This window comes from Sphaerospermopsis sp. FACHB-1094 (assembly GCF_014696195.1).
In the GTDB taxonomy this organism is placed as follows: Bacteria; Cyanobacteriota; Cyanobacteriia; order Cyanobacteriales; family Nostocaceae; genus Sphaerospermopsis; species Sphaerospermopsis kisseleviana.
On record NZ_JACJPT010000019.1, the window covers coordinates 42,349 to 62,538 of the forward strand.

16 protein-coding genes and 2 pseudogenes are annotated in these 20,190 nt (G+C 37.8%); 8 read left to right on the top strand and 10 right to left on the bottom strand.

Annotation, left to right across the window (positions count from 1 at the left end):
* Positions 1-87: 87 nt before the first annotated feature.
* Both H6F47_RS08630 and H6F47_RS08635 read right to left on the bottom strand, forming a co-directional pair.
* The gene (locus tag H6F47_RS08630; RefSeq protein ID WP_190648612.1) at positions 88-2,958 is read right to left on the bottom strand and encodes a glycerol-3-phosphate acyltransferase; all 2,871 of its coding nucleotides are present in this window, start codon (positions 2,956-2,958) and stop codon (positions 88-90) included.
* A gap of 173 nt (positions 2,959-3,131) precedes the next feature.
* Positions 3,132-3,272, bottom strand: coding sequence for a hypothetical protein (locus tag H6F47_RS08635; RefSeq protein ID WP_190347629.1), 141 nt, complete (start codon positions 3,270-3,272; stop codon positions 3,132-3,134).
* A gap of 180 nt (positions 3,273-3,452) precedes the next feature.
* Between H6F47_RS08635 and H6F47_RS08640 the strand changes: the two are divergent.
* Positions 3,453-4,334, top strand: a pseudogene (locus H6F47_RS08640) (SGNH/GDSL hydrolase family protein).
* A gap of 80 nt (positions 4,335-4,414) precedes the next feature.
* Here the strand turns inward: H6F47_RS08640 and H6F47_RS08645 are convergent.
* Positions 4,415-5,074, bottom strand: coding sequence for a hypothetical protein (locus H6F47_RS08645; RefSeq protein ID WP_190648615.1), 660 nt, complete (start codon positions 5,072-5,074; stop codon positions 4,415-4,417).
* A 369-nt stretch (positions 5,075-5,443) separates the two neighbouring features.
* On the opposite strand from H6F47_RS08645, the gene H6F47_RS08650 reads away from it, so the two are divergent.
* The gene (locus H6F47_RS08650) at positions 5,444-5,992 is read left to right on the top strand and encodes a pentapeptide repeat-containing protein (protein ID WP_190348683.1); all 549 of its coding nucleotides are present in this window, start codon (positions 5,444-5,446) and stop codon (positions 5,990-5,992) included.
* A 140-nt stretch (positions 5,993-6,132) separates the two neighbouring features.
* Here H6F47_RS08650 and H6F47_RS08655 read toward each other — a convergent pair whose 3' ends face one another.
* On the bottom strand, positions 6,133-6,513 hold the full coding sequence (locus H6F47_RS08655; RefSeq protein WP_190648624.1) for a hypothetical protein: 381 nt from the start codon (positions 6,511-6,513) through the stop codon (positions 6,133-6,135).
* A 351-nt stretch (positions 6,514-6,864) separates the two neighbouring features.
* Here H6F47_RS08655 and H6F47_RS08660 point away from each other — a divergent pair, with 351 nt between their 5' ends.
* A complete protein-coding gene (locus tag H6F47_RS08660; protein ID WP_190648620.1) occupies positions 6,865-7,005 on the top strand; it encodes a hypothetical protein in 141 nt (46 codons plus the stop codon).
* Positions 7,006-7,537: 532 nt separating this feature from the next.
* Here H6F47_RS08660 and cobJ read toward each other — a convergent pair.
* From cobJ to H6F47_RS27845, 5 genes and pseudogenes are all read right to left on the bottom strand, one after another.
* Positions 7,538-9,280, bottom strand: a complete 1,743-nt coding sequence (cobJ, locus tag H6F47_RS08665) for a precorrin-3B C(17)-methyltransferase (RefSeq protein WP_190348684.1) — start codon at positions 9,278-9,280, stop codon at positions 7,538-7,540.
* Positions 9,281-9,527: 247 nt separating this feature from the next.
* Positions 9,528-10,232 carry a precorrin-2 C(20)-methyltransferase gene (locus tag H6F47_RS08670; RefSeq protein ID WP_190648622.1) on the bottom strand — a complete coding sequence of 235 codons (705 nt, stop codon included), beginning with the start codon at positions 10,230-10,232 and terminating at the stop codon, positions 9,528-9,530.
* Positions 10,229-10,858: a precorrin-8X methylmutase gene (locus tag H6F47_RS08675; protein ID WP_096568155.1), complete on the bottom strand. Its 630-nt coding sequence runs from the start codon at positions 10,856-10,858 to the stop codon at positions 10,229-10,231. Before H6F47_RS08675 ends, H6F47_RS08670 begins: the two co-directional genes overlap by 4 nt.
* A gap of 25 nt (positions 10,859-10,883) precedes the next feature.
* Positions 10,884-12,455, bottom strand: coding sequence for a precorrin-3B synthase (gene cobG / locus H6F47_RS08680; protein ID WP_236104113.1), 1,572 nt, complete (start codon positions 12,453-12,455; stop codon positions 10,884-10,886).
* 440 nt (positions 12,456-12,895) lie between these two features.
* A pseudogene (locus H6F47_RS27845) lies at positions 12,896-12,991 on the bottom strand (metallophosphoesterase); the annotation flags it as partial.
* A gap of 420 nt (positions 12,992-13,411) precedes the next feature.
* Here H6F47_RS27845 and H6F47_RS08685 point away from each other — a divergent pair.
* Both H6F47_RS08685 and H6F47_RS08690 read left to right on the top strand, forming a co-directional pair.
* Positions 13,412-14,035, top strand: coding sequence for an HPF/RaiA family ribosome-associated protein (locus tag H6F47_RS08685; RefSeq protein WP_096568157.1), 624 nt, complete (start codon positions 13,412-13,414; stop codon positions 14,033-14,035).
* A 189-nt stretch (positions 14,036-14,224) separates the two neighbouring features.
* The gene (locus tag H6F47_RS08690) at positions 14,225-14,419 is read left to right on the top strand and encodes a hypothetical protein (protein ID WP_096568159.1); all 195 of its coding nucleotides are present in this window, start codon (positions 14,225-14,227) and stop codon (positions 14,417-14,419) included.
* Positions 14,420-14,514: 95 nt separating this feature from the next.
* On the opposite strand, the gene H6F47_RS08695 is transcribed toward H6F47_RS08690, so the two are convergent.
* Positions 14,515-14,976, bottom strand: a complete 462-nt coding sequence (locus H6F47_RS08695; RefSeq protein WP_096568161.1) for a pyridoxamine 5'-phosphate oxidase family protein — start codon at positions 14,974-14,976, stop codon at positions 14,515-14,517.
* A 294-nt stretch (positions 14,977-15,270) separates the two neighbouring features.
* On the opposite strand from H6F47_RS08695, the gene H6F47_RS08700 reads away from it, so the two are divergent.
* From H6F47_RS08700 to metK, 3 genes are all read left to right on the top strand, one after another.
* On the top strand, positions 15,271-15,891 hold the full coding sequence (locus H6F47_RS08700) for a DUF5132 domain-containing protein (RefSeq protein WP_096568163.1): 621 nt from the start codon (positions 15,271-15,273) through the stop codon (positions 15,889-15,891).
* On the top strand, positions 15,851-18,823 hold the full coding sequence (locus tag H6F47_RS08705) for an HAD-IC family P-type ATPase (RefSeq protein WP_190348686.1): 2,973 nt from the start codon (positions 15,851-15,853) through the stop codon (positions 18,821-18,823). Before H6F47_RS08700 ends, H6F47_RS08705 begins: the two co-directional genes overlap by 41 nt.
* A 63-nt stretch (positions 18,824-18,886) precedes the next feature.
* On the top strand, positions 18,887-20,071 hold the full coding sequence (metK, locus tag H6F47_RS08710; RefSeq protein WP_190348687.1) for a methionine adenosyltransferase: 1,185 nt from the start codon (positions 18,887-18,889) through the stop codon (positions 20,069-20,071).
* Positions 20,072-20,190: the final 119 nt, after the last annotated feature.

The following is a 20,190-nucleotide window of genomic DNA, read 5'->3' on the forward strand; positions in this document are numbered from 1 at the left end:
AAAAGAACGCCAGTCGCCTCAAGTCGGGAGACCCGCCCACGGCGCTGGCTCCCCAGCCCCCCTCCTTCTTCTGTCACCTGTCACCTATCACGTTAAAAATTCCTCCAGTTCCACAATACCCTTAGAACCATCAATGCGTACTTGTTGACCATCCTGAAGGAGATAGGTAGCACCGCGCACATCCATAACTGCGGGAATACCGTATTCACGAGCGACGATCGCCCCATGAGAAAGTTTACCACCAGCTTCGGCGATGACTCCTCCCGCCCTGACTAAAATAGTCGCCCAACCAGAATCGGTATAAGGTACAACTAGAATTGTCTGTTTATTAATTTCTCCTGCTTCTTGTAAATTTCGCACTACCTTAACTTGTCCGGCGGCCTGTCCTTGACTGGCGGGAATACCTAGTAAAATATGGTCAGAGGTATCAATGGGTGCAGCGATAGGATGGGGGGGATTGTTACCGTAAACTAGAGGGGGAATTTGAGTAATTTGGCTATCTTCGAGAAATTGCGATCGCCGCTTTTGCAATAACTCAGCAACTTGATCTCTCAGTTCTGGATCAGCGTTTGCTGCTAAACGTCGCACTTCTCCTAATTTCAAAAAGAAGATATCCCCTGTTTGCTTTAATAAACTTTCTTTGAGCCACATCTTTTCTAAAGCTAAAAATGTCCAGCGTAATTCCGCCAATAAGCGAGAATAAACTTCTGTGACTCTACCTTTGAGATCCACCCGTCTTTGCACAAAACCTTGGTGACGCTGTTTAGATTCATCCGTATTTGCTGCTTCATGTCCTTGGATGAACTGAACAAACATTTGTCTGACTAGGTGAGGTTGTTCTTTCCATCTGGGAACAGAAATATCTGTTGCTACCTCACTCAAATAACCGTAATCTTCCAATATTTCGGCAAATTCATCTAAAATTCGCTGCCCTTCTGGAATTTGTGCCAGTTGTTCAAAAACTCTTTCTGGGTCAATCTCCGGTAAAATTGCCTGAACATCTGCGGCTAAAATTCGCAGCGATCGCAATGATGCTACTTCAGGAGTAATACTGTGATCAATTTGCTCTTCCTTCACCCCAGAAACCGCTTGCCGGATGGCAGCACTCAAGGGAGATAAAATACTGTAGTAAGTACCCTGGTTGAGCAAATCAAGAATTAAGTCCACTCTGGTTAACAAATGCGGTGCTGATAATTCCTCAATCGGTTCATTTGCTAATTTTGTCAACCCCGGAATAAATCTTTGACGATAATCCCGCTTAAATTCCTGTTCTAAGCTGATTTCTCGCTGTAACAGCTTTGTCAATCCTGGTAAATTCTCCAAGGTGGAAGCTAGAGGCGGTTTACTCATTTTTGCGCCTCTGGTTAAAAAATCCAAACTTTCTGGTGGTAAACCCATCTCCAGAAACACTTCACCTAAAAAGGAAGCATTAAAGTAAGCTCTAGAATAATGCAGCGTCGCCATTTTGGTGAAATCTAACTCGCGGGTTTTGTCACCTAAGACTATGGTGAACAGTTCTCCCCACATCCCACAAGTTAAGGGTAAATTAATTGACCAGGTTAAGGGATGAATCACACCGGGAATGACTTCAGCGGCGATTTTCCTTGTCCAGATTGGTAGTAGGGTGGTAATTGGTCGTGCTTGCAATACCCAGAGAGTTTGTCCATCATAACTCCACTCTACATCTTGGGGAACGCCATGATAACGTTTTTCTAATCTTCGGGCTAAATATGCTACTTGTTTGATTAATGGTTGGGGAATTTTTCCTTCTCCCTCAAATTTTACTGTAGATAATTTATCTTCACCGACGACAAACACCCGATATTGTTCTGGTGTGATTTTCCCGGAAACAACTTGTGCGGGACTTCCTGATACTGCTTCAATGATGACTGCATCACCTTGTTGGGCAATGGGATCACGACTAAAGGCCACACCAGAATATACACTTTGGACTTGGGGTTGAATCAATACGGCCATGGCCGCATCTTTCGCACCAAGATTGCGCCGATACTCTACAGCAGTAGGATGATTATAAGAGGCTTGAACTTGGGCGATCGCTAGTTCTAACTCTTGTTTATTAGTAACATTCAATACTGTTTCGTATTGTCCCGCCGCAGAAGCTTGTTGTGAGTCTTCCCCAATCGCAGAAGAACGCACTATCAAGGGTGACAGGGATGATGGTTGCAGAAAATCAATCAACAAACCAGGATCATCAAAGGGCGCTAAAATCCAGCCTTTTGGCACGGGATAACCCCAGCGTTTGATTTGTGATAATGTAGCTGCCTTAGCTCCAAATACCTCTGGTTCTAAGTCATCATCTAAAGTGATAATCGTTTGCTCACCACCGCTTAAATATTGCATCATCGGTTGTGATTCTGTGTCTGCTTCTGCCACTGGCAGATCCATGTCATCGGGCATTTGTTGATAAATCCAACCGACTAACCCCGCTAATGCAAAGGCAGCGAGAATTTTTGGGAAATCATTAAAATGTAAGACTGCTACAAATACGGGAAATAAAATTAAAACCCCATATTTAATCGCTTGTTTAGAGCGCAGAATGACAAAGCCAATGGCAGCTACTAAACTCACAAATCCAGCAATTAGGGGATCGTGCATCAAAAATCCCCAAACTACGTTTGTTGTTCCTGCTCCTTTCCCTAAAGCATATCTCCCTATCACTAAGGCGATCAAAGCTATTAATTCCCAAAATGAGCCTTGAGGAAAGAAAATACGGGCGATTGATACTGCTGCAATTCCTTTAAAAGCTTCCGACAGCACTGCCAGAATCCCCACCAGTTTACCACCGTGATAGAAAGCAGCAGAGACGCTAATATTTCCTGTACCCATTTGTGCTAATCGCTGACGCTTGAGAGCGTAAGTAATCCAAGCAATTAGCGGCATTGCCCCTAAGAGTGGGCAAGTAATTAAAATAACTAATAAACCCCAAAGCTGAAACATTTATTGTTGTTTTTGTATTTTAGATTTATATTGCATCTAAAGTTGCAAATCGCAAATCTAAATTTTAATTATTTCTCACTATTTTTTTTAGATTGTTTAATTTATGCCTTGATGGACACTGAGCAGCTAGGTTAACCTTCGTTGTTCAGTGTCCTTTGAGCTTATCAATGATCCTAGTTTAACGCATAGGCAGATTGCAACGCCCACAGGATGAGTGCTGCTATAGATCCCAGAACTAGCACAGTAGAGATTGTGACTACTTTTGGTGAATCCGCACCTTCAAATTTCATAATTCCGCGATTTAAGTCGGACATACTTTTGTAAGCCTCCTTTGTTACATTCCCAGTCTGTCCGATTTGATTGTAGTCTTTCTATTCACCTAATGATGTTAAGTTCACATTATTATTTTGGGAATAGGTGATTGGTGACTGGGGACTGGGGACTGGGGACTGGTGATTGGGGAATTGCTTTAGCGAAGCTTACCGAAGGTATCGCTGTTTGGTTTTGGTAATCCTCTCATTTACATTGGTGATGAACAAATTGGTTATTTATTATCACCTAATCAAAGCACCTGTCGTATGGGCAACCGCATTGAAATTAATGAATATTCTGTGCGAAGTGCGACAATACAAAAAACACCTCAACCATTGACACTGCGAATTTTGCTTTTAGGTGATTCTATTGCTAATGGCGGTTGGTGGACAGTTCAACAAAATACTATTTCTAGTTTAATTGAAACTTCTTTAAAATCTCAAAAATATCAGAATAATTACCAACAAGTGAAAGTTTTAAATACTTCTGCTAACTCCTGGGGACCAAGAAACGAATTAGCTTATTTACAGCGTTTCGGCAATTTTCAAGCTCAGGTGATAGTGTTATTAATTAACACTGATGATTTATTTGCTACTGCTCCCACCTCCCTACCTGTGGGACGCGATCGCAACTAACCAGATCATAAACCGCCTTTAGCAATTATAGAATTTTTACAGCGTTATTTAATTAAACAAAAACCCATACCCGAACTAGAAGCAGTACAAAAAGAACCAGGCGATCGCGTGGGAATTAATTTAGAAACTATTGGTAAAATTCAAAATTTCGCTCAAGAAAACAACAGTAAATTTATTTTAGCCATGACTCCCTTATTCAGAGAAATTGGTGAACCAAGACCCCGTGATTATGAAATTGTTGCTCGTCAACGTTTATCTGATTTTACCAAAGAACAGCCAATTAATTATATAGATTTTTTACCACAATTCAACTCAATTTATAACCCCGAAAGCTTATATGACGATAGTATTCATCTTAATCTTAAAGGTAATCACTTTGTGAGTGAAATTATCGAGAAATTACTCTTGTATAATTTTGGTAATGGGTAATGGGTAATGGGTAATGGGTAATTGGTTTATTAACTTCCCCCTGCTCCCTGCTATCGTGCCTATTTACTGTCACCTGTCACCTAAATTTTTTCTCGAATCCAAATAGCTAAACCCCCACCTCTACCGCGAGCAGCGATAAAATCTTCCGTTGCTAAGAAGAAAGCAAAAAAAGGTAATTTAGCAATAGGTTGACTATAAAAATCCTCAGATTCCACCTTACCAGAACGAATCCGCTGATGATAAACAACACGGTTAAATAAACTAACTTGCATCTGGGTAAAATCAAACGCCAAGAGATTTTTCTTACCTAGATATTGCGCTGATCCCGTCAGTTTTAACACCATAGATCCCAGTTGAACTTGATTAGAGATTTCACATTTACCAGCCGCTGTTTGTGAATTTGTGTGTAAACTTGTTTGTAAACTGGCATCATCTAAACTGGGACTAAAAGAAATATAAACTGCGGCAAATTTTGGTAAATAAAAACCCTTACCCAAAATAATTCCCCCACGCTGTCTAACTTTCTTAGTACCAGTAGCAAAACAAAGCCGCCATTTACCCATCAAAGACTCAAACGGATAATTTAGGCGTTGCTGCTTGGCAGATTTTTCTGCTGCTAGTAAAGCATTGACAACTATTTCCGCAACGGGAGGTTTATTTCCCTCTCGATAGGCGATCGCAGTTTGAGTTAAGATACTGAGAAAATTAAGCGTGGTAGTAGATGTCAAATCAGCCGTCATGTTAATAGTTGTTTTTTCTATGTCTAAATAGATTTTAACCTTGATCAACAAGCTACCCAACTTTTCCCAGAATTGGTAATCTGTCTGATAGCTGATGGCATGAATACAGCAGATTGCAGATTATAGCAGTTTTCATGTCTTTAGACCACAATAAGGGCGAAGCATTCGGACGACCAATTATCAATTTTTGTCCCAGGTTATTTTCCGAATGCTTCGCCCCTACTTCGCCCCTACGACTCCTGACTTCTGCTATCTTTCTACTCAGGAAAGATTCCAAATCTAAAAATCTTTAGCACAATAGAATAACCCAATCGTCTTTTCTGTGGTTTGAGGAGTTGAACTTATCTAAAGACACAGAGAGGTAAAATTATGGACGCTAATAGCTTCCTGAGTCAATATACATCAGGAAAACGGAATTTTAAGGGAGCAATTCTGCATCAGGCACAGTTAACTCAAGCTGAATTAACTGGTGTTAATTTATCTGAAGCTGACTTGAGTGGTGCTGATTTAAGTGAAGCCAACTTGAGTAAATGTAATCTATCTAGAGCAAATTTGACCAATGCCGATCTCAATGGCGCAAATTTGCAAGGTGCAAACTTGAGTGAAGTAAATTTGATTGGTGCTGATTTGACAAGAGTTAATTTCCAGGAAACTAACCTCAGTCGTGCAGACTTGCGAGCCGCAAATTTAACGTCAGCTAATCTACTGGGTGCAAACCTCAGTGAAGCAGATATCAGTGGTGCTGATTTCAGCAGTGCTAATCTTCAAAAAGCCAATTTGATTGGTAGCAATATCGAAGAATCAGAACTCTATGATGCAGATTTAACTGGTGCAATCATTTCTGAACCAGAGATGATTGAGGAAGTTCTGCATATAGGTTTATCCCATACATGGATCACATGGGCTGGAAGTTATTGATTTTTCAAGGGGAAATGGGAAATGGGGAATAGGAAATGGGGAATAGGAGTCATGGATTTTGGATTGTTTTTGTCATCTCCAATCTAAAATCTAAAATCTAAAATCTAAAATTTTCTTCCCCACTCACCAGTCACCACTCCTTAATAAACTAAAGGTGTTACACCACGCATTGCTCGTAAAGAATTTATACAAGCTGGGCAATCACAGCCAAATAAATCCACGGCCATATTGCTTTCTTCAATATTGAACTCTAGCATCTGAATATCAGCAGGAGTATCAAAATCTTCTGCTTGGGGTTGATAATCTGGAATTTGAGCTAATACAGAAGCTCTAGCACATACTAAACCAACTTTATGTTTATTGCGAATACAGGACAAATTATCTTTACTTTGGGCTGTATTCTGGGATGTATTTTTAACTGTTGGTTCTATCGCTTGGGCTTGCTTGAGCATCACTCCCATAGTCAACCAGGAGCTAATCAATACAGGAGAAGAAAAGAGGCTTAGTATAAATTTGTTCATCATCTTGCTTGATATAATGTTCTTGACTGCTAAGGATACACGATTAAATCTTTCAATTCAAGAGAACAGCTATCAGGAATAATAATAGTTGATTCCGGTGCTATAGAGTGTCAGTATTAGTCACTGACCAGTTATTTAATTTTTTGGACATAATTGTAGTAGTTATGTCTTTTGACTTTGACAATTTTTTCAATCCTCTTCCTTTCAGAGAGAGGTCATTGTCAATTGTCCATTGTTAATTGTCCATTATTGAAGTGTGTAGGCAGGAAACAGCAAGGATCAGGAAACAGGAAAGACGGGTTTTAGTTATTCAATCAATTTAGATATTGACTGAAAATTAACTATTAAAAAATGAATAATAAAATGTCCGCAAGAGCGGACATATATCAGGGCTTCTGTCACTTTTATTGGCTACAATCATGTATGAAACATGATGCTTTTATTGTTGATGATAAAAACCAAAAAATCAAGGGTTTACAAGCATTAGACTAGACATAACTACTTGAATTTTATCTTTTTATATAAGCCTTGATGAGTGATTAGAGACGTTGACCGGAATGTTTGTACGGAATTATTGTCAAATTTGTAATTACAGAGAACCAATTTTGTAGATAAATTATCAAGTCTGACTCCAACAGCGATGATGATTTTGACTTTTGTTAGCACAACTTTGGTTAAGGATATTCTATATTCTGAATCTTGGCAATTTTCTAGGAAATATCAACAGGAAAATCACCTCATAAACCTCATAAATATTTGGATGTTTTATATAAAACAATTTGTCTAATAGCATAGCAAAAATTACTAAAATCGGACATTTATTTTTAGACATAATTCCGATATTTATGTCTTTAAGTTCTGAAGATTTATGGTATTTTTAAATTAAATTAAATTAAAAAGGTAAAGGTGGTCAGGTATGACAAGCCCTGAGAATAATTTGTTATTCTTGGGGCTTTATTTAGGATCACGAATTTACAATAATCGACAATTAAAAATGAACCTGGAATGAAACAATTGTCAATTATCAATTGTCAATTATCAATTGATAACGACGTGGTGTATAAACTCTTGTATCTTTTTCACTGGTTTCAATTTTCCGAGTTTGGGAAGAACCAATAATAATCAAGGTTCGCATATCAGCATCCTTTGGTTTTAATTGTTCCAAATTAATGACTTTTACCGTTTGTCCTGGTCTGCCAAGATTCCACCCTAATATTACCGGGGTATCTGGTTTTCTGTACTTTAGTAAGATATTTTTCGCTTCTTCTAATTGCCAAGTTCTTTCTTTGGAAATAGGATTATAAAATGCAATTACAAAATCACCTTGGGCTGCGTTTGTAATACGTTGGGTGATAATTTCCCAAGGTTTTAAAATGTCAGAAAGAGAAATTACACAAAAGTCATGTCCCAAAGGTGCGCCAATAGCTGCTGCGGTGGCTTGCATGGCGGAAATACCAGGAGCTACTTGAATATCAATTGTTTGCCATTCTGGTTGTTGATATTTATCTATGACTTCAAAAACTGCGGTGGCCATTGCATAAATACCGGGATCTCCTGAAGAAACTACTGCTACATATTTACCTGTTGCGGCTAAGTCTAAGGCCATTTTTGCCCTTGCTTCTTCTTCTCTATTATCCGATTCATGAATTTTTTTACCTTCAGCTAAAGCACCAATTAAATTAATATAAGTCTTATAACCAACTAAATCTGTAGCATGATTGAGAATTTCTTTAACTTCGGGTGACATCCATTTTGATGCACCAGGTCCAGTACCAATAATGGCTAATTTTCCCTGTGGTTGTCCGATGGTTTCGGGGTTGATAATTTCTGGAGAAATACTCAGAGTAATCTGGGAAAATGGAGAACACAAAGATTTGTTATTTGGTTCTGTACCTGCACAAACAACTGCTTCATGAAAACAGTATCCTTGGGTGGTAAATTTTGTCAGTTGACTCACTGCAAAAAACCGAATGGGTACTTGAAAAATGTGGGCGATATTTTCCAGTATGCAATCAGCAGCTAGGTAAAGAGGTGCAAGAATAACAGCGACTGCTTTGGATGAAACCTGTGCGTCTTCTAGTAGTTCGTAAATGTGGCTAAGTGTTCCTGAGTTGGGGGAAGTAATGGCGATCGCTACTTTTTTGGGATGATAAACTAAACAGTCAGGTTGAGGAATTACGTTTTTTTCTGTCACCTCAATAGTTAACTCCCCATTTTCATCAATAGGTAAGTTACTTTCACTCAACCAAGGTGCTGTTCCTACTAATTTAACTTTTGCCCCTGCTAATAAGTCAGATATAAATTTTTTCGCATTCTCTGGGTTAGCTAAATGATATCCAAAAGGAGGAGATAACAACGCTGTCCGAAAACGCAAATCTCCTGTAGTGGTAATGGCAGCTTGTACTTTTAAAGCTGCTGCTATTTGCCGTGCTAATTCGTTTACTCCACTTAGTCCACCCAAAAGCGGGACAACTGCACTCCCATCTTCAGCTACAGCTAATACTGGTGGTTCTTGACTTTTATCTGTAATCAGTGGTGCTAAAGTTCTAATCAGAATCCCGGCTGCACATATACCAATTATCGGTGTGCCAGCGGCGAACAACTCGCGCAGTGTATCGCCAAAGTTTGTAAAGCTTACATCAACATCACAGGTGCGACTTGCTAACCCGTATAATTTTGCACCTGGTAAAATACTTGTAATTTGTCTGGCTACTGTGATACTATTTTGGCCTAGTATGACGACGGCAGATGTCAACCTTGTTTTCATTTAAAATTTATATTTATTTACTTATTTTAAGATAGTTCTTCCTTATCAGGAGATATTATATCAGGTTTTTAGATGGGTGTCAATAGTCTTAACTTACTATTGCGCGGTGACTGGGGACTGGGGACTGGTGACTGGTGACTGGTGACTGGTGACTGGTGATTGGTGACTGGGGACTGGGGACTGGTGACTGGTGACTGGGGACTGGGGACTGGTGACTGGTGACTGGTGACTGGTGATTGGTGACTGCTTAAAGTCTTTGCTTAGTGGGTATAACTATCATCGAGAAATAAGGAACTTGTTCGGGATCTACTTCATCTAAAGGTACAATTCTTTGCTGTGTGGTTGTTGCCCGTTCAATATATTTTGCCCGTGAAGCTAGTCCTAATTGATGCAGGATATCACGCACTTTAGCAAAGTGACGACCGAGTTTCATGATTGCTGCTGCATCTGTGGCTAAAAGCTGGGCAGTTAGCATTTCTGTGGGCAGGGTAGCGGGTAGAACTGTGAGAATATCGTTGTAGTAGGTGAAGGGTACACCCAAGGATACTGGACAGGCCATTAAGGAAGAAATGCCAGGAACAACTTCTGTCTGATACTGGTTAGATAAACGAGTAAAGATATACATGAAAGAACCGTAAAAAAACGGATCGCCTTCACACAATACAACGACATCCCGACCGGCGGCTAGATGTTCACCTATGGGTTCAACTTCTTTGTCATAAATGGCTTTGGCTTTTTCTGGTTCTAGGGCGCGGGGAAGATGATATAAAACTTCAATTTGATTACCGGGTAAGTATGGCGACACGATTTTTCTGGCGATACTTTCCCGATCTATTGCTGACTGATAGGCAATAACAGAGGCCGAACGTATTAAGCGTAATGCTTTTAATGTCAATAGTTCTGGATCTCCAGGACCAACACCAACTCCATACAGACGACCTTTTGAGTTCATATTTCTTCCTCGGTTGCTATGGCGTTAACGGCAGCAGAAGCGATCGCACTGCCTCCTCTTCGTCCATGTAAAGTCATAAATGGCACACCACGACTATCTTCTGCTAAAGCGACTTTTGATTCGGCCGCACCGACAAACCCCACGGGAAAGCCTAAAATTAATGCCGGACGTGGTACTCCCTCATCTAGCATTTCCAATAATCTAAATAAGGCTGTGGGTGCATTACCAATGGCCACAACTGCCCCATCTAAATGAAAACGCCACAGTTCTAAAGCTGCTGCTGATCGAGTATTTCCCAGGCGTTTGGCTATTGTTGGTACTTCTGGATCATTCAAAGAACAAATAATTGCGTTATTGGTGGGTAATCTTTTTCTGGTAATGCCTTGTGCAACCATGTGACAGTCACATAAAATTGGTGCGCCAGATGCTAAGGCTTTTCTACCTGCATCCACGGCATTGAGTGAATATGCTAACTCTGGAACTATATCCGGCATTCCACAGGCATGAATTAAACGAACAGCAATTTGCGCTACATCATCCGGTAGGGTATCTAATTTAGCTTCTGAGCGAATAATGGCAAAAGATTTTCTGTATATTTCCTCAGCATCGCGTATATAATTATACATAGTTTCGATATTTGGAATTTGAGACTTAAATGGATTGAACAGTGAACAATTGTTTGAGTTCAGATATATCATAACGATTGGCAAATTCTCTAAATGATTCTTGAGAACTAACCCGTTTCATTTGATACACTTTTAACATTCGTTCCATGAGTTGAGGTAATTCGGCAAAAGTCACATTTTCATAAATTGGACGACCAAATTGTTGTAAGGTATCGTCACCAAGATACACTTGATATCCTTCCCTGGATTCATTTTCTGCCTCAATTTTCACTCCTAGCAATGTAATATCACTTTGATGATGTTGAGCGCAAGATTTAACACACCCACTAAAATGAATATTAATAGCAGAATCTAAGGTGATGTGAGTTTCTAAATATTCTCCTAATGTTAAAGCGTGAGTTTTGGTGTCTGTTGCAGCAGCAGCACAACCCCGCTTTCCTGAACAGGAAACTAACCCGCTTTTAATGTTGGTAGCTGAATAACTCAGTTCTAGATGGGCAATTTCTCTTTGCACTTGTGCAATGTGTTCTTGGGCAATATCTGTGATTAGTAAATTCTGCCAAGGTGTGAGTCTGAGATTACTATTACCATATTTGGCGGCTAAATCAGCTAAACCCCGCATTTGCCAAGTTTGCAACCGTCCCAAGGGTAAAACAACACCGATATAATATAATCCTGATTGTTTCTGTTCATGTATGCCAATATGGTACATTTCTTGATTATTTTGATTATTATGTTTAGCTTCATCATGTAAATTTGCGAGTTTGCTTATTTGTGTGAGATTTTGAGATGCTATTTCTTTGGCTACCTGTAAATTATTTGCAGTTAAATACTCTGTAGCTTGTTGTAAATAATTTTCCCAGCCCAAATTATCAATAACCTCCCGCAAGCGTGGTTTACGCCGGCTACTAGGATCTGTATGCTGTAAGTAAACCTCTGCTAAAGCACCTAAAAATGGTATACATTGTGCGGGCGTTAATAAAATTCCTGTATTTATAAAAAATTTTTCTTTTTCACCACCACAAAAATGCAAAATGAGATATACTAGTTTATGTCCCCATTTCCCCGTAGGAAAGAACTTCGGTTCTTTCCTACCCCCCTGATCAATATCAACAGCCGCTAAAGTGATATCATTGGGGAAGTGTTTGAGAGAAAGTTTTCCACCACCATCGAAGCCAACGCTAAATTTTGCCGAAAGTCCGCCTAAATGGGAATTTTCTGTGATGTATTCATCCCAAGCTTTCACCAGAGGATGAGTATATATTAATTCTTGAGAGTCTATACCCGTAATGGGACTCGTCATAATATTGCGAATATGGTCTACAGCAGGATTAATAGAACCTAATCCCATTTTTTGTAATTGCTGGAGAATATCAATATTTATTTCTTGTTTAATTTCTCTGATTTGTAAATTAGCGCGATTGGTAACATCAACATAGCCGCCTCCATAATTATCCGCTATATTGGCGATCGCGTGTAGCTGTTCACTATTCAAAATGCCACCGGGTATTCTTAGGCGAGATAAGATGCCATCTTGGGCTGGTGTGGTGTAAAATAAACCTGGACAAGCTGTAAATGGACTTAACAAAATGGTCACTCCTTCCCCGTGCGACGCGGAGACAGAACAGGGATAAATTTCCTAGAGTTGGCATTCTGACTTGTTCAATTTAGGATTTTAGATTTTGGATTTTGGATTTTGGATTTTCTGATTACCCTTATTTTGTTACAATGTTTTTCTCAGTATCAATTATCTAAAATCAGCAATCTAAAATCTGACATTGCTTTACAGCTGCGGCACAGTCCCGGAATTTAACCGGAGTTTCCCAAATCTAAGATTTTGAATTATACCACAAGAAAGAATTTTTGGAAAGGTAATAGGTAATGGGTAATGGGTAATGGGTAATTAGGTTATTCATCTTCCCCCAGTCACCAGTCACCAGTCACCAGTCACCAGTCACCAGTCACCAGTCACCAGTCACCAGTCACCAGTCACCAGTCCCCAGTCACCAGTCACCAGTCCCCAGTCACCAGTCACCAGTCCCCAGAAGGATAGGCGATTTGATTCCAAAGTACCTCAATTTCTACACCTGTTAAAGCTTTAGTAATTTCTGTTTGGGAGTGAGTATAATAAAGGATAAATAAAACCAGTACCAATAAAACCAGGATAAATCCGCCAATGAGACAGATTATGTACCAAATTAAGTTTGATTTCAAATGCAATAGTTGACCTATTTTAACAACAAATTTTAGTATAAATATAATTTTATTATAAATAAAATTATTGGCTGTTGACCAGTCAAATCTTACTTTTGGTATATACTTATTTTAAAAATCTCTAGCCTTGGGTTGAAGAAAAATAATTATTTTCTTGTTTAGAATTGATTAATGTATTATAAATATAAAAAGATAAGTAAATCAAGCTTAAGGAAAGGAACTTAATATCCAGACACCGGGCTTCTTTAAGAAGTCCGGGATCTATCCACTATCCACTGTAAGTTGCGCCATTTTTGTATTTGGTTTGTATTTTGATGAGAGTATTTGGATTAGAAATGTATGAAAATTCAACCAGAAATTACCTATCGTAATGTAGAGAAATCAGAGGCAATTGATAATTTAGTTCATGAAAAAATTGCCAAACTAGAGAATATTTGTAATTACATCAATAGCTGTCACATTGCTATTGAAAAAATCCATGATCGTCCCCGTAGCGGTTCTCCTTATCGAGTGAGAATTGATCTGACTGTTCCGCCTGGCCATGAACTAGCAGCGGAAAAAAATCCGGGTGAGGGTGTTCAATATCAACCGTTAGATGCAGTAGTGAGAGAAACTTTTGATGCTATGCGTCAGCAGTTAGTTAAACTGACTCAACTGCAACGTGCAAGTGAACAAGCTGGCAGATATGAGGAAGCGCAAGAAAGCACAGGTTTGGTAACAAAATTATTTCGAGAAGATGGCTATGGTTTCCTAAAAACTTTAGATGGAAGGGAAATATATTTTCACCAAAATAGTGTTTTACATCACGACTTTGACCGTTTAGAAATTGGTACTGGTGTGCATTTTTCCTTAGAGGATGGGGAAGAAGGACCGCAAGCAAGCACTGTAAAAATAGTTGATAAACCTGGTGTGCGTGCTGGTAAATCTTCAGAAAAATTAGTTGAAACTCCTTTAGATTGGTAGGATTTAATAATGGACAATTGACAATGAACAATTGATAATTAATTATTACCTCTCCCTGTAAGAGAATAAAAACAGCAGATTTTTTGATTTTTTCACCTTCAAAGGAGAGGTTTTTAAGTTTGAATACAATAGTCAATTATCAACTGTTAATATCAATTATCAATTGATCACTTATTGGCTGGAAAGGATATGAATACACAAATTGATGAATTGAAAAAAACAGCATCTCAATTACTGGCAGCAATGCTATCTAATCCTCACATTTACCCTCAAGTTAGTGATGAGGGAGGTTATGGAAATTTGGAACAGAAATTAATGATTGCATCTGTAGAAATGGCAGAGAAATTAATTGAGCAGATTGACAAGAATAGCTCAAGAAAATGATCAATTTTTCTCCAAGGGCGAAGCATTCGGGCGAACAATGATCAATTTTTATCCCAGGCTATTTTCCGAAGGCTTCGCCCCTAATAGATTCTACCTTAACGGTGAGAGAGTTCTAAAAAACTAATTTTTTGTGGTATAAAACTTGATGAACTTTCCCAATAATCTGCTTTGTTAATATTGACTTTTAGCAAGGCAATATTCGGTTCATCTATTCCTTGGGGAAACCAAGTTTGTAATTCTGGTTTCCATTTCTCTTGTAATTTATTTCTATCTTTCACCAGTTCTGCTGTACCGGAAATAGAAATATATCGCTGTTGATCAGGTGAAGAAAAACTCACATTTACTTGTTGACGACGTTGAATTTCTAAGACTTTATGAGAATCAGCAAAGGTAAAGAACCAAAGTTTACCATCTGCATCAATGTCGCTAAAAATAGACATAGGACGACTATGCAAACTACCATCATCATCGACTGTAGTTAACATAGCATTGTCAATGTCTTTAATCAGTGTACGCAACTGCTGAGTTTTTTGATTGTGTTCTTGTGAATTTGCCATTTAGGTATTTTTTTATTTAGTAATGGGTAGCTCATATCTTTTTTAGTATTAATGTTTTTAGATTGCTATTACATGAGTCTATAGGTGTAATTCTCACCTTAGTAATTAAGTTGCTTAGTGTATAACTAAAGGAATATTTTGAGAAAAAAATTAGAGAAAAATGATAATTTTGTTTAGGAATTACAAATAATTATGTAACTTGAGGATGATGGCAATAGCTAGTAATTTTTATAATATTTTTTTATACTATTTTAGTGATTGACTGGATCAAGTGATAATAGGAGAGATGTAAAAATGGCATCTACATTAGACACAATTATTGAAGGTTTGACAGCAATTGTCTTTTCACCTGTGATTTTACCGATTGCATCAGCAATGAAACAACCTGTAGTCCAAAATACTATTAAAGATAGTATTTTGTTATCAGAAAAAGTTAAGGATGCAGTTGCAGAAATGGGTGAAACGGTAGAAAAAGTAAGCGCAGATGCAAGAAAGGAGAAACCCGAAAGTTTTCCATCTAGAACTCAATCTAGAAGTCAATTTAGAAATCAATCTAGAACTTATGGAAATTATTTCACAAATGGTAAATCAGAAGCAGCAAAAGATTTAATCAATGTCATCTCTGATATTAATACAGATGTGGCAAGAATGACAAATGGTGTTGCTGATTTACGAGTGATATTACCTGTAGGAATTGGTTTACTTTCGCTGCAACAATTGTTAAGAAAAGGATTTCAATTAGAAGAAATACCTTGGTATATATTGGCTTGGTATGCTTTTGATATTTTTACCAGACTAAATTTTGAGGATGAAACTCAATTAACAAATTTATCAATTAATACTGTTTCAATGGAATTTCAGGAGCAACAAAGTAGTGATTCAAATAATACACAGCAATGTCAAAGGGAGAGCTAGATATAAAATTGATGAACTTTATCGTTCGCAGTCATTAAAGATATATTTGGAGCGATCGCTTGCTAATTACCCAGAAATTATTTCTGTTGCTGCTAATGTGTTAACTAGCAATATTTTGGTTATTTTTCAACCAGACGTTAGCTATAGGAAAATTGCATATTTTATTGATAAAGCTTTATCGGGATATAAAGATAAGGCTGGATTTACTGATGTTAAAACATTAGTACACCCTACTAAAAAAGATAAGTTAACTTTATCCAAGCAAGAGCAAAAAACCGAAAATTGGTATTTAATGACAGCGGATAATGTTTTGCAATCATTAAATACTTCCCATATCTCAGGATTATCTAATGAAACTGCCAATAAATACCTGAATAAATATGGTAAAAACCTATTATCAGCAACAGTAAAACGCTCAGAAATCAGTATGTTAATTGAGCAGTTTAAATCATTACCAGTTGCTTTATTAGGTGTTGCTGCGGGAATTTCTATTTTCACTGGGGGAATTATTGATGCTGTAGTAATTTTGGGTGTAGTTGGTTTAAATGCTACCATTGGTTATATTACAGAAAGTCAATCAGAACGCATTATTAATTCCCTGAAAAATCGCTCAGAAAAATCTACTTGGGCAATTAGAGATAATAAGCTACAAGAAATACCTACAGAAAATGTAGTTGTAGGAGATATTTTAGTTCTTAAACCTGGTAGTTATATTGCCGCAGATGCCAGAATTATTGAAGTTGATAATTTAACTATTGATGAATCTGCTTTAACTGGGGAAAGTGTTCCCGTTTCTAAAAATCCCACATTATTACATGGTGAAGATGTACCTTTAGCTGATCGTTTGAATATGATTTATAAAGGTACATTAGTTATTAATGGACAGGGTTTAGCAGCGGTAGTTGCTACAGGCAAATTTACCGAAATGGGTAAAATTCAGCAATTAGTTAGTGAAGCAACAACAACTCAAACTCCCCTTGCTAAACAATTAGATCAAGTGGGTAGTCAACTGGTTTTTATTAGTATGGGATTATGTGGTTTAGTGTTTGGAATGGGAGTTTTACGGGGATATAATTTATTAGCAATGTTGCAATCTTCTATATCTTTAGCAGTTGCAGCAGTACCCGAAGGTTTACCAACAATTGCTACCACAACCCTAGCTTTAGGCATTCGTGATATGCGAAAAAATAAAGTTATTGTTCGCAGTTTAAATGCAGTAGAAGCATTAGGTTCGGTGCAAACTATTTGTTTAGATAAAACCGGAACTCTCACAGAAAATAAAATGTCAGTGGTGGAAATAGTCACCGACAGTAAACATATTCAAGTCAGGGATGGTGAATTTATTACTGGGGAAAAAATTATTAATCCCTACACTTATAATGAACTATTAAAATTAATTCATGTAGCAATTCTTTGTAATGAAAGTGAAGTTAGTAAAAAAAATGATGCTGATGAATATCTGGTTACAGGTTCAGCTACAGAAAATGCTTTGATTTACACAGCGATTAGTGCAGGTGTAGATGTGATGGCGTTGAAAGAAAAATATCCTTTACTGCAAACTAATTTGCGTTCTGAAAATCGCAACCTTATGAGTACAATTCATGCAACTCATAATTGTCAGCAAATGGTGGCTGTGAAAGGAAATCCTGCGGAAGTTTTACAACTTTGTCATCGGTGGATGAAAAATGGTGAAGTTGTACCTTTGATAGCAGAAGACCGACAGAAAATAGAAATAGAAAATGATCGTTTAGCAGGAAAAGCGTTAAGAGTTTTGGGTGTGGCTTATGGTTATATTGAGGAAGTGGAAAATAACAATAATCATGAATCAGATTTAATTTGGTTGGGTTTGGTGGGGATGGCTGATCCAATTAGAAAAGGTGCAAAAGAATTAATTGCCGACTTTCATCAAGCGGGAATTAATACGGTAATGATTACTGGTGATCAAAGTCCTACAGCTTATGCGATCGCTAAAGAATTAGAATTAAATCGACATCCCCAATTAGAAATTCTTGACTCTAATAACCTCAATAATCTCACCCCGGAAGCATTAGCAGCACTCAGCGACAAAGTAGACGTTTTTGCCCGCATTAGTCCTAGTAATAAACTGCAAATTGTTCAAGCATTGCAGACATCGGGTAAAGTTGTTTCTATGACCGGTGATGGTATTAACGACGCACCTGCATTAAAAGCTGCTCAAGTCGGTGTAGCAATGGGTAAAGAAGGTACAGATGTCGCCCGTGAAGTTGCTGATATTGTCTTAGAAGATGACAGATTAGAAACAATGATGATTGCGGTTAGTAGAGGCAGAACAATTTACAACAACATTAGAAAATCTGTACATTTTCTCTTAGCTACAAATCTCAGCGAAATTATGGTGATGACAACCGCTACCGCAGTCGGTATTGGTGAACCTTTAAACGCAATTCAACTTTTATGGTTGAACTTAGTAACTGATATTTTCCCTGGACTTTCTTTAGCTATGGAAGCACCAGAACCAGACGTATTAAATCAACCTCCGCGTAACCCAAATGAACCAATTATTAAAAATACTGATTTTGGGAGAATTGTGTTTGAATCTGCTGTCATTTCTATTAGTACCTTAGCTGCTTATGGTTACGGTATTTTTAAATATGGAATTAGTCCTAAAGCTAGTACCTTGGCTTTTATGACTTTGACTTATGGGCAGTTATTACATACTATTAGCAGTCGTTCTGAAAAACACAGTATTTTTAGTCAGGAAAAATTACCGCCTAATCCTTATTTAACGACTGCTGTTGTTGGTTCTTTTGGTATTCAAATTTTGGCTTTAGCTGTGCCACAGTTACGGAGTTTATTGAAAATTGCCCCGTTGAATATGGTTGATACTGTTGTAATTTCTGGTGGTGCTTTGTTGCCATTGTTGGTAAATGAAGGGACTAAAAAAATAAGTTGATAAGATATTTTGATAACGAACCACAGAGGCACAGAGAACGCAGAGAAAAGAGAGGATTTTTTTATGAAAAAGGATTTTATGTTTACGTCGGAATCTGTGACGGAAGGGCATCCTGATAAACTTTGTGATCAAATTAGTGATGCTATTGTAGATAGGTTTTTACAACAAGATCCCTATGGGAGAATTATTACAGAATGTGCTGTGTCAACAGGTATTGTTTTTATTGCTGCGAGATTTGAACCTAGTGCAAATGTGGATTTTACTAATATTGCTAGGCAGGTAATTGAACAAGTTGGTTATCAACAAACAGAATTCAATGGTAAAAATTGCAGTATTTTAACTAGCTTAACAGAATTGCCTCCTGAAGAATATCATTTATTTGATGAAAAGATTTTATCTGATGCGGAAATAGAGAAAATTACTGTCAAGAATCAAGCTACAGTTTTTGGTTTTGCTTGCAATCAAACTTATAATTTTATGCCTTTACCGATTTGGTTAGCACATAAATTAGCTCGACAAATTAGTGAGGTGAGAAAGCAAAAAATCCTCTCTTATCTTACCCCAGATGGTAAAACCCAGGTAGGTGTTGAATATAAAAATCGTCAACCTTATAGGATTCACAGTATTACAGTTATCGCTAGTCAAAATCAATCGGCAAAACCAAATTTACAACAATTACAAGATGATATTAGAGAAACTGTGATTGCTCCTGTGTTTGCAAATGAAGCAATTAAACCTGATGCTAAAACTAGAATCTTTATTAATCCTGATGGATCATTTATTATTGGTGGACCCACTGCCCATGCAGGTTTAACTGGTAGAAAAAACGCTATTGATACCTATGGTGAATATTCTAAACATAGCGGTTCGGCGTTAAGTGGTAAAGACCCCATTAGAATAGATAGAATTGGGGCTTATGTTGCTAGATATGCTGCTAAAAATGTTGTTGCTGCAAAGTTAGCTGATGAGTGCGAAGTACAATTAAGTTATTCTATCGGACTTTCTCGACCTGTGAGTGTGCAGGTGGAAACTTTTGGCACTGGGAATATTTCTGATGAGGAAATTACTGCTATTTTAGAGAAACATTTTGATTTTCGGTTAGCAGGAATTATTAAACAATTTAATTTAAGGTTTTTACCTTCATTAACTAAAGGTGGGTTTTATCGCAAGCTTGCTGCTTATGGTCATGTGGGTAGAATTGATATAGAATTACCTTGGGAAAAGTTGGATAAGGTGGATGTATTTTGAATTTGGGGTTAATAATTAGGGCTTGCTGAAAAAGTTATCTGTGAAGGCAAGGGAACAGGGAACTCTTAACAGGGAACAGTTTCAGCTATCTGTCATCCTATAATTTCCTGATTTATCAG

Excerpts from the sequence above, each read along its gene's own strand:
- H6F47_RS08700 (WP_096568163.1), top strand. The coding sequence starts at position 15,271 with ATGGCATCTACATTAGACACAATTATTGAAGGTTTGACAGCAATTGTC.
- H6F47_RS08690 (WP_096568159.1), top strand. The coding sequence starts at position 14,225 with ATGAATACACAAATTGATGAATTGAAAAAAACAGCATCTCAATTACTG.
- H6F47_RS08650 (WP_190348683.1), top strand. The coding sequence starts at position 5,444 with ATGGACGCTAATAGCTTCCTGAGTCAATATACATCAGGAAAACGGAAT.
- H6F47_RS08675 (WP_096568155.1), bottom strand. The coding sequence starts at position 10,858 with ATGTATAATTATATACGCGATGCTGAGGAAATATACAGAAAATCTTTT.
- H6F47_RS08695 (WP_096568161.1), bottom strand. The coding sequence starts at position 14,976 with ATGGCAAATTCACAAGAACACAATCAAAAAACTCAGCAGTTGCGTACA.
- cobJ (WP_190348684.1), bottom strand. The coding sequence starts at position 9,280 with ATGAAAACAAGGTTGACATCTGCCGTCGTCATACTAGGCCAAAATAGT.
- H6F47_RS08630 (WP_190648612.1), bottom strand. The coding sequence starts at position 2,958 with ATGTTTCAGCTTTGGGGTTTATTAGTTATTTTAATTACTTGCCCACTC.
- H6F47_RS08660 (WP_190648620.1), top strand. The coding sequence starts at position 6,865 with ATGAATAATAAAATGTCCGCAAGAGCGGACATATATCAGGGCTTCTGT.
- H6F47_RS08635 (WP_190347629.1), bottom strand. The coding sequence starts at position 3,272 with ATGTCCGACTTAAATCGCGGAATTATGAAATTTGAAGGTGCGGATTCA.
- H6F47_RS08655 (WP_190648624.1), bottom strand. The coding sequence starts at position 6,513 with ATGAACAAATTTATACTAAGCCTCTTTTCTTCTCCTGTATTGATTAGC.
- H6F47_RS08670 (WP_190648622.1), bottom strand. The coding sequence starts at position 10,232 with ATGAACTCAAAAGGTCGTCTGTATGGAGTTGGTGTTGGTCCTGGAGAT.
- metK (WP_190348687.1), top strand. The coding sequence starts at position 18,887 with ATGAAAAAGGATTTTATGTTTACGTCGGAATCTGTGACGGAAGGGCAT.
- H6F47_RS08645 (WP_190648615.1), bottom strand. The coding sequence starts at position 5,074 with ATGACGGCTGATTTGACATCTACTACCACGCTTAATTTTCTCAGTATC.
- H6F47_RS08685 (WP_096568157.1), top strand. The coding sequence starts at position 13,412 with ATGAAAATTCAACCAGAAATTACCTATCGTAATGTAGAGAAATCAGAG.